This window comes from Merdimmobilis hominis (assembly GCF_900104615.1).
In the GTDB taxonomy this organism is placed as follows: Bacteria; Bacillota; Clostridia; order Oscillospirales; family Ruminococcaceae; genus Merdimmobilis; species Merdimmobilis hominis.
Window position 1 is genome coordinate 1,561,705 of record NZ_LT629939.1, and the last position, 12,834, is coordinate 1,574,538.

Below are 12,834 nucleotides of genomic sequence, written 5' to 3' on the forward strand. Positions count from 1 at the left end.
AAGCTGAACACAATCTGCAACGACGATCCCGACATCATCCCTCTGCTGAACACCCCCGCCCCCTGCGCCTTTGAGCGGGATGAGAACGGCGTGTTCCAGCAGATCAAAGACTGGAAATCGGATGAGGACGAGGAGGACCCTGATATGGACATTTTGAAACAGTGCCAGAAGTGGCATGAGAACGACGAGCACCAGAAGATCGTTGACGCGCTGGAGGCAATCCCTGCCGAGGAGCGTACCTCGGAAATTGATATGGAACTGGCCCGGGCCTACAACAATCTGGCAGTCCCCGGAGAGCCGGAGGGAAGAAAGCTGCTTCACCGGGCACTGGAACTGATGCAGCCCCACGAGGAGGAACTTGAAGACACTTATTCCTGGAATTTCCGCATGGGGTATGCCTATTTTTATCTGGATCAGGAGGGCCGTGCTCTGCGGTATTTTGAAAAAGCTCTGGAACTGCATCCAGGTGATGATCCGAAGTTCAACACCCGACAGGACATTGAGGAACTGATCGACTGGTGCAAGAAGAATATTTCTCTGCCGCAGTTTTCAGAGTGCTTCCGGGAACGGACAGAGAACTGGTGGGAAACCTTTGCCGAGATGGAAGCAGAATTGCGCCAGATGATGGACGAGGACAAGGACCACACCCGCGGCGCCGAACTCGTAGCCCAAATGGAAGGGGCTTTGAACCAGGCGTTTGACGAAATCTCCTTCGAGATGGGCGTGGGTGGCGAGAAGCATGAGTTGATCCTCACCCCGGAGGGGGACAAGGTCAAACTGTTTGAGCTGATTTACTTCCAGAAGCACGCCCCCAAGGAGGTGCTGGAGTACTGGAACATCCTGGTGGGCCGTCAACCGATTCAAAACATCGGCCTGCGTACCGAGGATGGCTGGGACATCTCCGGGGAGGATGTGCAGATCTGGCTGGAGGAGCAGGGTGAAAACCGCTTTGCCATCTCTGCCTACTGCGAAAAGCTGCTGCCCATGCTCCGGGAGGCGGAAGGCCGTGTCTGGTGGATGCTCACCACCCTCACCGATCAGGTGCTGGGCGAGATCCCCCACATGAGATACATAGACAGCTTTGATGTGTTGGAAGAACCCCAGGCAGAGCCGTCTATCCTCATGTCCCAGCTCCCCGACAAGCTGCGCGAAATGGGACTGGACCTCTCCACCGACCCGGAAGCCTATCTAGAGAGCTACCTTGGCTACGAAATGAAACCCAACCAGGATCCGGACGCCGACTGGCGGCTGGATGTGATCGCTGGCTCCACCAACTGTGTACCCCTCATTAACGGCTATCTGAATGCCGACAACGACTTTATGGACGATCTCCATGCCGACGGCGCAGTGGCGGGCTTCTTCTGCTATCCTCTGGATACCCTGCGGGAAGAGGAAGGAACCCAGAAGGTCTTCGACTTCCGGGACAAGCTGGAGGAAGCGCTCACCGCCGGGGACGGACCGGAGGTGCTCACCCTCACTGGCGGAGCCACCGGCCTCTACTGCGGCTATGTGGACTTCATCGCCTGGGACATCCGGACGGCACTCCAGATGGCCAAGGAGTTCTTTGAGGGGGCGGCGGACATCCCCTGGGCCAGCTTCCACACCTTCCGCCGTGAGGCGGGCACAGTGAACCTGAAAACGCCGCCCGAGGATGAGCCAGATGACGAGGAGCAGGCCAACGAGCTGCACGAGACGCTGACGGGCATGGACTATATCCCCTACACCCCAGAGAATGCCGAGGCATTCTACCAGCAGCTGGAGCAGTGGAATGACGAAGATGAATACACCCGCTGTATTCAGGCTTTGAACGCCGTCCCGGAGGATTGGCGGGATTACCGCTTTGCCTATGCGCTGGCCAGGGCGCTGGAAAACTATGCCATTATCGGGGATCACGACGAAGGCACCCCCAACTACAAGGGGGACAAAGCCCTCCTGCGGGCTATTGAGGTCTTGGAGTCCGTCCGGGAGGAGGGACGGGACAAGGCGCAGTGGAATATGCGGATGGCGTATGCCTATCAGTATCTCTATGGGCAGGAGGAAAAGGCCATCCCCTATGCTCAGCGGTGGGCGGAGCTGGACCCAGAAGACGAAAATGCCCCAGCGGTGATCCGGGAGTGCAAGGCAGAGATCCGCAAACGCCAGCGCAGCCGGAAAAAGAAGGCCGAATTCGTGCCTGGTGACACCCCCTTCGAGGGCTTCGACCTCACCAACTTCTGGGATGACAATTGGTATGCACGAAAAGAATATGTCAGTGAGCCGCCTTCCGATGAGCTGATCGCCAGTGTGGAGGAGGAGCTGGGCTACAAGCTGCCCGCCTCCTATATCTGGCTGATGAAGCAGCATAACGGCGGCATCCCGGTGAATACCTGCTACCCCTGCGATGAGCCCACCAGCTGGGCGGAGGACCACGTGGCCATCACCGGCATTTTGGGCATCGGGCGGGAAAAGAGCTACTCCCTCTGCGGAAACTTAGGCAGCCAGTTTATGATCGACGAGTGGGAGTATCCTGCCATCGGCGTGGCCATCTGCGACTGTCCCAGCGCCGGACACGATATGATTTTCCTGGACTACCGGGCCTGCGGCCCCCAGGGGGAACCTGCGGTGGTCCATGTGGATCAGGAGAACGACTACAGGATCACCCATCTGGCGGACAGCTTTGAGGAGTTCATCCGGGGGCTGGAGCATGAATCCGTCTATGACCTGGATGAAGATGCTGAAGATTTCGACGCGGATGACGGGGAAGAAACCCAGTCCGGCCACAAGGGCGCCTTCGTGGGATTTATCCTGCTGTCCAAAGGGAAATGGGACAAGGATCAGTTTATCCGGGACATGAAGGAAAAATGGGACATCTCCGTGGAGGAAGATGAGGACAAGAGCGACGACACAGTAGTCTTTGAAGTAGGCGATATGATCGCCGCCGTCAGTCTGATGACCTATCCCATCCCCAATGGGGAAGCTGAGTTGAACGCAGAAAACAACTATATGTGGGAGGATGCCGTGAAAGCCGCCAAGGAGCACTGCGCCCACATCATGGTGGCAGTTATGGGCAAAGAGGAAGATCTGCTGGAAAAGGGAAAACTGTTCACCAAGATGGTGGCCGCCTGCTGCCGCCAGAAATACGCCACCGGCGTCTACACCAGCGGCGTGGTGTTTGAGCCCCGGTTCTATGAGGGCTTTGCCGATATGATGCAGGAAGGTGAACTGCCCATCTTCAACTGGATCTGGTTTGGCCTGTACCGGAGCGAGGGCGGTATGAACGCCTATACTTACGGCATGGATGTGTTCGGCAAGGATGAGATGGAGGTGCTGAACGCCGATGCCGAGCCGGGCGGCCTGCGGGACTTCCTTTCCAGCCTTGCCTCCTATGTGCTAGAAAGCGATGTGGAACTCCACGATGGGGAAACCATCGGCTTTGCGGCAGACGATAAGCACACCATCACCCGCAGCCCCGGTGTCTCTCTGCCGGAGGAGCAAATGACACTGAAAATCAGCTGGGAACCGCTGGATGGTGACCTGGATGATGACAGTGAGGACGACCCGGACGGTGGAACATCCCAGGATGAGGAACCTGGCGTTCCTGAGGTCTACACTGAGGAGGAGATGGAGGCCATTGAGGGGCACATCGAGCGGCATTTCGGCAAGTTCGAGAATGTGTTCCACGAGATCGTTTCCCCCGACATCCATGTGGACATCTGCGTGGTGCCGCCCTCTGAGGAGCGGGACTACTACACCCTGGTCACCATGGGCATGGGAGCCCACCGGATGAATGTGCCCCAGGAGCTGGCGGAATACAAGCTGGAGCGGGCGGAGCTTGCCATCGCCCTGCCGAAAAGCTGGAAGCTGGACAAGGAATCTATGCAGGATGAGCGGTGGTACTGGCCCATTCGCCTGCTGAAAACCCTGGCCCGCCTTCCCATTGCCAGCGATACCTGGCTGGGCTTCGGTCACACCATGGATAATGAGGAACCCTTTGCGGAGAACACAAAGTTGTGTGCCGTTATTCTGACTGGCCCCCAAGGTACGGAGGATGGCAGCGAGTTCTGCGTCCTGCCGGGCGGCGAGGAGGTCAACTTCTATCAGGTGATTCCCCTCTACCGGGACGAGTTGGAGTATAAAATGGAGCATGATGCAGACGCTCTGCTGGACAAGATGGCGGGTATCAGCTTCACCGTGAACCCCACCCGCCAGGATGCTATCACCAGAGGCACCATTGCTGGTGAGGATGATGAGGACGACTATCTGGTGGAAATGGACGATGCTGATTGGCACCTGGAATCCATTCAGGAAAAAGAACTGCCAGTGGATGAGATCACCGCCTATAACCACTTGGCCATTTACCTGCGCTGGTGCATGGAACATGACCTGATGGGGGAGGATTTCCTGGAAGAATACGGCGGTCTGGTGCAGCAGGTCAAAGACGATCCATCCAGCGTGGACCTGCGCGCCTTTCTCCAGTTGGAGTTGGAAGGTCAGCTGTCCACCGCTATGTTTGGCCAGAAAGGCAGGGCGTTTGCCCATTATTACTATGGGGAAAATGATGCGCCCTATTATCCTGCCGACATCGACGACTATGCCCTGAAATATTTTGGCCCTGAACGGTATCACTCCGATGAGTTCCAGGACGAAGCGTACCTGTTCATCCCCTTTGATGAGGACTACTACCAGGCCATGGCAGAGGTGATCGAAGAACGCTTCACCAACTGGCAGGGGCAGGACTTCGATGAGGACACTCTGGAGCCTTCCGATGTAGCTCAGACCATCATGGAGTATCTGGACTGCGAGTGTACCTATTTCCCATCCATGGCAGATGATGACCCCATCATGTCAGCATACAGCTACGCCCAGCGGCTGGGGGTGCGGGAGGGCTTTATTCCCGTGCTCATCCAAGCGGATGATGAAACGCTGTTGGAGTGTCTGGTAATGAACGCCGACCCGGAGAATGATGCAGACTTCTACGAATTTGACCTCAAAACGGTAACGGAGTATCGGAAGAAGATGCTCTCCGCTCCCGTCAAGGACGGAAAGGCGGTTTTGGAGGAATTGACCGGCCAGCGTAGAGCGGAGGCCGAGGATGACGATATGGACTGGGATGAGGAAGTCTTGGGCGAGATGGAGGGCGGCTACGATAACTGCCGTTTCTCAAGCTATTGGGATTCGGATAGCCACATGACACACCCATTGATTCTGGCCAAGATCCCGATAAAGAACCCCTGGGAGATTTTTGCCTACCTGCCCTTTGGCAACTGGAATGAGTGCCCCGACACACTGGAGCTGATGGCGGTGGCGAAATACTGGTTTGAACAGCATGGAGCGGTCCCTGCCGCTATGACCCATGACGAGCTGGAGTTCCTGCTCCCGGCCCCCGTTTCCAAGGAGAAGGCCATGGAATTGGCCGCGGAGCAGTATGGGTTCTGCCCAGACATTGTGGATCAGGAGCAAGATGACCCGACGGTGGGCAATTTAGCAGATGTTCTGTGGCAGTCCACTGTCTGGTACTTCTGGTGGGATTGATGGGCGGTATCGGAATGACGGAATAGCAACGATAGGAGGAACGCTATGAAAAACTTGCGGATACTGATGATGTGCTGTTTCCTGGTACTGCTGACTGCCTGCGGGCGGGAGGGCAGCACGGCCCAAACCCCTGTTGCTTCAGAGGAGAAAACAGGGAGCATCACGCAAACGCCAGATGAACAGGAGAATGAAGCCATGCCGGAAAATATGGAATTGGGGATCACAGTGAACGATGTCTATTATCCGATCCCAGTTTCTTTGAAGCAGTTAACCGAGGATGGGTGGAAAATCAGCGGGCAGACACCCTATTTCCTGGAGCCGTTTGTGGGTGAAGAGTATTACGAAACGCGGGCAGATTGGTCCCTATCCAAAGATGGGCAGGAGATTCTGCCGGGTGGGTCCATCATCCGGCTCCTGGAAAAAGACGGGGTGTTGTTAGAGGTGACCATTACAAACCAGGTGTCCGCAGGGTCGGATACGCCATCTCAAAAAATCGAAGATGGTGTGGTAGATTCCATGGTGGTTTTTTATGATGAGAAACACACCAGCATCAAATTGGATAATCAGGAACTGAACCATGTAACCCAGGATTATTTGATCGAGAGATATCCTTCCAGTGATGGTTGGACTCATGCTCCCAACACATACAGCGATCATCCAGAGTTTGGGATTTCCACAGAATATACCATCGAAAATGATCTGGATCAGTACAGCAGAAGCATCACGATCTATTTTGATCTGGAGAACAAACCGTTCAAAGTAAGTGTATGTAATGAGACTCCTCTGGACCGTGCGGAACCCTCCCCACAGACTTGACGAGCGGACTTGTGTTTCCCAGGAGCAGTCCATGGTCCGGTACTTCCAATGAGACGAATGGGAGGATACACAAATGAACGAATATTTGAAAAGATATATCCAACTGAAAAAACAGTTTGTTGCGACCAATGAAGGTCCGGACAGTGTCCGTGCCCTCTATGCCTTTAAGGAGGAACTGGAGCAGAGCGAGGACCGGCAGGCCAAGGAAGTGCTGGTGGATGTGTATGACCTCCTGGACTTCAAAAAGGACGCCTACGAGCTGCTTTGCCAAATCGGAGATCGCTCCAATAAAAAGACTCTCAAGCGGCTGGGCACATTGAAGGACTACGCGGAGAACTGGGGCAATCATTACGCCATCCCCAAGCCCAAAACACCAGATGAAAAGCAGAAAGAGAGGGAGCGGCAGGCCCAGCTGGGCCTGCCCGCCTTCCGGTATCACCCGAACCCGCTGGAAACCGGCGCCTTTGAGGAGTCCAAAGAGGGTGTTGTCTGCGACTGCTGCGGCAAGATGACCCATATTTTCTATACAAATCCGTTCTTTTCCGTGGAGGATATTGCATATCTGTGCCCAGAGTGCATCGCCAGCGGTGAGGCGGCCCGGAAATATGACGGCAGTTTTCAAGACGATTTCTCTGTGGACGATGGCGTAGACGATCCTGAAAAGCTGGACGAGCTCATCCACCGCACTCCTGGCTACTGTGGCTGGCAGCAGGAATACTGGCGTGCCCACTGCGGCGACTACTGTGCCTTTTTGGGCTATGTGGGTGCCAGAGAACTGAGGGCACTGGGTGTGCTGGAGGAGGTGCTGGACGATCCCGTGTGGGACGAGGAACAGAAGGAAATGATCCGGGAATCTGTCAATGGCGGGCATCTGTAATGCTATCTGTTCCGGTGCCTCCACTGCGGAAAGCACCTGGTCTGGATGGATTTTGATTGAAAAGGAGGCAATACTATGGGACTTGATATCTACGCCGGAACATTGACCCGGTACTATTCTCACAACTGGAAGACTGTTGTTCAGCAGTGGGCGGTGGAAAACGGATATTCCTTCAACCGCATCACCCCGGATGGAGAACCCGCCGACAACGAGGAGGAACTGTCCCCGGCTGAGGTCCAGGCGGCAGTGGAGAACTGGCGGGATCAGATCTTGAGCGCCATTTCTCAGCCGGGCCAGCCCCCCTACGCTCCCTGGCTTGAAGATAATGAGAAACCTTATTACACCGACAAGCCGGATTGGGATGCCTTCGGCGCTATGCTGCTGGTAGCCGCCTGCCATACATACGGCGAGCCGGTGCCTCCCACCGTAGAGAAGGACTGGATCTTCGGGGAGCATCCTCTGGTCGCCCGTCTTGCATCGGACGAGGAGCGGGTGTGGTCCCTGTTCCGTGGGGCAACTTGGTGGCTGCCTCTGGCGGATGCCTTCTTCTTTCAGGCACCTCTGCCCACCGATGATCAGACGATGATCGCCACCTTGGGAGGTCTGCGGAAGGAGCTGGAAAAGCTGAACCAGCTGGCATGGCAGGCCGATGAGGACACTATCCTTGGCTGGGCAGACACCGAGGGATACCCGGTAGACGGAACCGTAGACTCAGATGGACAGTACAGCAAGGCAGACATCCCGGAACACACCCAGTATGACACTCAATCCCTTGCCAAGTTTGCCTTCTCCATGTTCTGGCGGGCCATGCGGTTTGCGGAGGAGCAGCAGGTGCCCATCCTGCTGGATTATTAAGGAGGAAACCAAATGAGCAATCAAGTTTTCCAGCAAAACCTGGACGACAAAAAAGGCCCCCAGCCCGGAGGCCCCTATCTCATTCAGATGCTGTTCAAAGAGCCGGTAGAAATGCCAGACAAAGAAAAAATGACTGCCGTAATGGAGAAGCACATCGGATCAGCAGAGTGCTTCTGTTATGATAAGAAAATGGCTGGCTTTGCCGCACAGGAGCATATTGCAGAGTTCAAGGATGGAAAATTCCCGGTACAGCTGATGGTGATGAAATGCGACAAGTTCAAGGGCAAAGGCTTTGATGCCTTCCTGATGAGCCAGATGTGGGACTGCCAGAAGGACCGGGAGCGAATCTTCCGGGAGTGCAAATATCAGGTGGTAGCCACCGATATGCTGGCAGCGGCGCTTCCGGCGCTGGAGCGTGCAAACCTGGATGCCGACTTTTTGGAGGCTCTGGCGGAGCTGTATCCTACCTGTGAGGCGTTCTATTTCCAGAACTGCGGCAAGCTGTTTCTGGCAGAGGATGTGCGCTCCCATCAGATTGAGGGCCCGGATCGGTTCATCCGCTTTGGCGTCAATGTCCGATTCTTCAACATTGAGGGCACGGAGGATATGCTCATCGACACGGTGGGCATGAGCACCCTGTTCCTGCCCGACCTCCAGTACCACTTCCACGACATGGACCCAAACTGGGTGGTAAACCACGCCTATAATGTTGCGTCCTATATTCTAGAGCATGATAATCCCATTCAAGATGGTGAAACCATAGACGGCGTGGCGGATGGCCAGATGTGCCGGGAGATTCAGTGGAAGTGCCAGTATGAGGACGCCCTGATCCAGCCGCCCAGAGGGGTGCTGGACATCCACATGGGCAAGTACGCCTCGGGAGGACGCTGAATGAACGGCGTTGTGCTCCTGGTTGGCGGACTGCTGCTTTTGGCGGTAATCAAGCTGATCGTGGACCGAAATTGGATTGGCCTGCTTCTCTGTGCTGTTGCCCTGCTTCTGATCTTTGGGGCTGGACACCACACAAAATAGACCATTTCAAAAATCGAAGAGGTGAAGTATGCAGAATTCAACAAATATGAGGATACTGGAATTGCTCCGGTTTCTCTATGAGCGGACCGATGAAAACCATCCCTCCACAGTATCTGACATCATTGCCCATCTGAATGGAAAAGATGTCCCTGTTGAGAGGTATGACAACGCGCACTTCGTATCGCCAGTACCCATACCGCTCTGGCCCTGAAAGAACCTAAAACCAAAACCAGTATTCGCCGCGTGTACCTGCCGAAAACAGTTGCCTATATGCTGGTAGAGAGAAAAAAGAAATTGATGAGCTGATGGATCTGTTTGGAGATGAATACATCGACAATAACTTGGTCTTTTGCTCCAGCAATGGCCGTCCGATGGTAAGCCAGGTGATTAACCGTGCTTTCAATAAACTTATCAAAGAAAACGGACTGCCTCATGTTGTGTTCCATTCTCTCCGCCACTCCAGCATCACCTAACAAGCTGAAACTCAATGGCGACGATATGAAATCAGTCCAGGGTGACTTAGGCCATGCTCAGGTAAAAATGGTCGCGGATGTCTATTCTCACATCATCGACGAGGATCGGTGCATAAATGCGCAACGACTTGAGGAAGCATTTTACTCCTTAAAAGCACCGGCTCCCCCAACAGCTTCCACTACGGCGACAGCAGATGAGAAACCAGCTGAGAACCTGAATAATGATGCTGCAACGATTCTGAAATTGCTCCAAAATCCAGAGACAGCTGCTCTCCTAAAGCAACTCGTCAACGCAATATAAGCAAAGAAAGCCTCTCAGTTTATGAGGGGTTTTCTTCTTTTGAACCACATAGCACAGTGACCAAACACTTTTTTTGTTAGCAAGGTTCTAAAGGCATTTTTGAGCGATGTTAGCAAATTCACGATTTTGTTTGCAAATCCCTCTGATTTCTGCTAACAAATGTTTGCAAGCTCTTTTGGAAAAATTCGAACCTCTGACTTACCGCCTTTCTTAGCAAAAGGCCAAATCTCGTTAGCAAACCAAGGTTTTTTGCAAAAAAAGCCAAGAAAGCAGCAGGAATAAGAAAAGCCGAAAACCCTGATAAATCAAAGGTTTTCGGCGTGTTTGCTGGCGTCCCTGGCGGGATTCGAACCCACGGCCTTTCGCTTAGGAGGCGAACGCTCTATCCTGCTGAGCTACAGAGACTTATATGAAATTGAATTGGTAACTATCACTTTTGGCTTCCAGTTGATTGGCTGAGCACAACCTTAGGAGGCGAACGCTCTATCCTGCTGAGCTACAGAGACATCTATTCAATTAAAATTGGTAACGATCACTTTTCATCGTAAGGCGGCTGGTAGAGCATAACCTTAGGAGGAGGTCGCTTTATCCGGCTGAGCTGCGGAACCCTATAAAAACGGATCAAGAGAAGAGCTGCCACAAGAAATTGCCTGGGCTGTTTTTCTAGGCCTTTCAAACAACATCCCAAAATAGGGGTGGGGACTTTGGGTGGGCACTCCCCTGCTGGACTTTAGTTTACACCGAACAAGAGGGGGTTGTCAACCAAAAAGCCAAGAAGGGCGGAAATGTTCCGCTTCCCCCTTTTCGAATCCAAAAAAGAATGGTATAATGACCACAGAGCAGCCGCGGGAAGGTGTTTTTTGCCCCGCACCGGCCGCAAGATGGAATTTTTCTTTCCTGGGGATGCGGATTGCCGCCACGCCCCAGCTGGGAAACTTTCCAAGCGGTTCCCCAGCGCTGCGCCCGTTTTGATTGGAACTTAAGAAAACGCCCCGGGCCGCCGCATAGCGGGGGGAAGGGGCGGCAATGCTAACGCTAGAACGAGGTGATTACAAGGTGAAGCAGGAGAAATCGTGCGGTGCTTTGGTTTACCGTGTCAGGCAAAACGCCGTGGAACTTTTGCTGCTGAAGCATCGGTTTGGGGGGCATTGGTCTTTCCCGAAAGGCCATGTGGAATCGGGGGAGACAGAGTGTGAAACCGCCCTGCGGGAGGTCAAGGAGGAAACTGGCCTCACCATCGATTTACAGGAGGGATTCCGCCAATGTGTGGAATACTACCCCAAACCCAACGTCAAAAAGCAGGTGGTTTATTTTCTGGGCCATGCCTTAGACGATAAAGTGGTTAAGCAAGAGGAAGAAGTCAGCGAGATCTGCTGGGTCAAGCTGGAAGATGCCCACCGTTCGGTCACTTTTAAAAACGACAAGAACCTGATCGGCCATGCCAAGCGCTATCTGACTAAGAATTAAAACAGAAGACCTTGCCAAGGAATCTCCCGCCCACCCCGCGGGAGATTGCTGTTTCTCCCCATCCTTAAGATTGTATAAAGGAAGACAAAAGATGATGCAGAATTTTGACAAGAAACGATCCCGGCTCTTTGCGTTCCCGGCCCGGACCATTATGATCAGCTTTGTGCTGGTAATCCTGGTGGGATCGGTGCTTCTGATGCTGCCGTTCTCCTCCAAAAGCAGGGAGTTTACCGGCTTTTTGGATGCGTTGTTCACCGCCACCAGCGCCACCTGTGTTACTGGCTTGATTGTGTTTGACACCTTTACCCACTGGTCCTATTTTGGGCAGGTGGTCATTCTATCCCTCATCCAGGTGGGTGGCTTGGGGCTGGTGACCCTGACCTCTTTTATCAGCATGGCCATCGGCCGGAAGATGGGCCTGCGCAGCATGCAGCTGGCCCAGGAGTCGGTCAACTCCAGCGGGCTGGAAACCGCGGGGAATATGGTGCGGATGGTGGTAAAAACTTCCATGGCTTTCGAGCTGTTGGGGGCCCTTCTTTTGTGTATCACCTTTGTCCCCCAATACGGGCTGGAAGGGGTGTGGATCTCGGTGTTCCTCTCCGTCTCGGCCTTCTGCAATGCCGGGTTTGATATCCTGGGCCGGCAGACCCCATACATCTCCTTATGCAACTACAACGGCAACCTGATGGTCACCGGGGTGATCATGGCCCTCATCATCGCCGGCGGCCTGGGCTTCTATGTCTGGCAGGAGCTGTTTGCTTATTTCCGCACCAAAAAACTTTCGCTGCACACCCGTGTGGTTCTTATTGTCACTGGTATACTCATCGGGGCGGGGTTCTTGGTCTTTGCCGTCTTTGAATGGAACAACCCGGCCACCATGGGCGGCCTCTCTTGGTACGAGAAATTCACCGGCGCTCTATTCCAGTCGGTGACCCTGCGCACCGCCGGATTCAACAGTGTGCCCACCGACAGTTTCCGACCGATCACCGAGATTTTATCCGGCCTCATCATGCTGGTAGGCGCCGCTCCCGGCTCCACCGCCGGAGGTATCAAGGTCACCACCTTGGCCGTACTGATGATGACCATTGTCTCGGTGGCCCGGGGCCGGGATGACACCATCATCCTCAAGCGCCGGATCAACAAGGAGACGGTGTATAAATCCCTGACCATCATCCTCATCGCCATCATGGCGGTGGCTACGGCCGCCGGGGTCATGGTGGGGACTATGGGGGAGAGCCACTCCATCACCGGCTCCCAAAGCTTTTTTGAGGCCTGCTCCGCTTTCGCCACCGTGGGCATCTCCTGCGGGGTGACCGGCATGGCCAACATCCCCTCCAAAATCGTGCTCATCCTGCTCATGTTCTTAGGGCGTGTGGGCCCGGTCTCTTTTGTCCTCTCCTTTGCCGCGAAGCCCGCTTCCAACAAAAAAGAGGTCATCCCCGAAGGGCGGATCATGGTGGGATAGGGAACCCCCCATGTATGTATCCCCCCAGGGCTTGGGG

10 protein-coding genes, 1 tRNA gene and 1 pseudogene are annotated in these 12,834 nt (G+C 54.4%); 11 read left to right on the plus strand and 1 reads right to left on the minus strand.

All coding sequences use genetic code 11. The features are described 5' to 3' along the window. The 9 genes and pseudogenes from BQ5353_RS07630 to BQ5353_RS13520 form a co-directional block, all read left to right on the plus strand. Nucleotides 1–5,511, plus strand: a 5,511-nt coding sequence (locus BQ5353_RS07630) for a suppressor of fused domain protein (RefSeq protein WP_143117263.1), incomplete at its 5' end; no start/stop codon positions are given. Nucleotides 5,512–5,556: 45 nt separating this feature from the next. Then, nucleotides 5,557–6,327 carry a hypothetical protein gene (locus BQ5353_RS07635; RefSeq protein WP_054331401.1) on the plus strand — a complete coding sequence of 257 codons (771 nt, stop codon included), beginning with the start codon at nucleotides 5,557–5,559 and terminating at the stop codon, nucleotides 6,325–6,327. 73 nt (nucleotides 6,328–6,400) lie between these two features. Further along, nucleotides 6,401–7,204 (plus strand): CbrC family protein, encoded by an 804-nt coding sequence (locus tag BQ5353_RS07640; RefSeq protein ID WP_054331402.1) that lies wholly within the window; start codon nucleotides 6,401–6,403, stop codon nucleotides 7,202–7,204. 75 nt (nucleotides 7,205–7,279) lie between these two features. After that, nucleotides 7,280–8,059: a hypothetical protein gene (locus BQ5353_RS07645; RefSeq protein WP_054331403.1), complete on the plus strand. Its 780-nt coding sequence runs from the start codon at nucleotides 7,280–7,282 to the stop codon at nucleotides 8,057–8,059. A 12-nt stretch (nucleotides 8,060–8,071) separates the two neighbouring features. After that, a complete protein-coding gene (locus BQ5353_RS07650; RefSeq protein ID WP_054331404.1) occupies nucleotides 8,072–8,950 on the plus strand; it encodes a DUF4261 domain-containing protein in 879 nt (292 codons plus the stop codon). After that, nucleotides 8,951–9,091: a hypothetical protein gene (locus BQ5353_RS13200; RefSeq protein ID WP_162838189.1), complete on the plus strand. Its 141-nt coding sequence runs from the start codon at nucleotides 8,951–8,953 to the stop codon at nucleotides 9,089–9,091. Nucleotides 9,092–9,119: 28 nt separating this feature from the next. Next, nucleotides 9,120–9,251, plus strand: a pseudogene (locus BQ5353_RS07655) (helix-turn-helix transcriptional regulator); the annotation flags it as partial. 211 nt (nucleotides 9,252–9,462) lie between these two features. Next, entirely contained in the window at nucleotides 9,463–9,564 is a 102-nt protein-coding gene (locus BQ5353_RS13515; protein ID WP_455429831.1) for a hypothetical protein, read from the plus strand. Continuing rightward, nucleotides 9,524–9,865 (plus strand): hypothetical protein, encoded by a 342-nt coding sequence (locus BQ5353_RS13520; RefSeq protein ID WP_456152282.1) that lies wholly within the window; start codon nucleotides 9,524–9,526, stop codon nucleotides 9,863–9,865. The genes BQ5353_RS13515 and BQ5353_RS13520 overlap by 41 nt, the downstream gene beginning before the upstream one ends. 328 nt (nucleotides 9,866–10,193) lie before the next feature. Here the strand turns inward: BQ5353_RS13520 and BQ5353_RS07665 are convergent. Next, nucleotides 10,194–10,270, minus strand: a tRNA-Arg gene (locus BQ5353_RS07665). Nucleotides 10,271–10,891: 621 nt separating this feature from the next. Between BQ5353_RS07665 and BQ5353_RS07675 the strand changes: the two genes are divergently transcribed. After that, nucleotides 10,892–11,332 carry a bis(5'-nucleosyl)-tetraphosphatase gene (locus BQ5353_RS07675; protein WP_071427640.1) on the plus strand — a complete coding sequence of 147 codons (441 nt, stop codon included), beginning with the start codon at nucleotides 10,892–10,894 and terminating at the stop codon, nucleotides 11,330–11,332. A 91-nt stretch (nucleotides 11,333–11,423) separates the two neighbouring features. Next, complete coding sequence (locus BQ5353_RS07680; protein ID WP_054331407.1) at nucleotides 11,424–12,797, plus strand: TrkH family potassium uptake protein; 1,374 nt, start codon at nucleotides 11,424–11,426, stop codon at nucleotides 12,795–12,797. Nucleotides 12,798–12,834 lie beyond the last annotated feature (37 nt).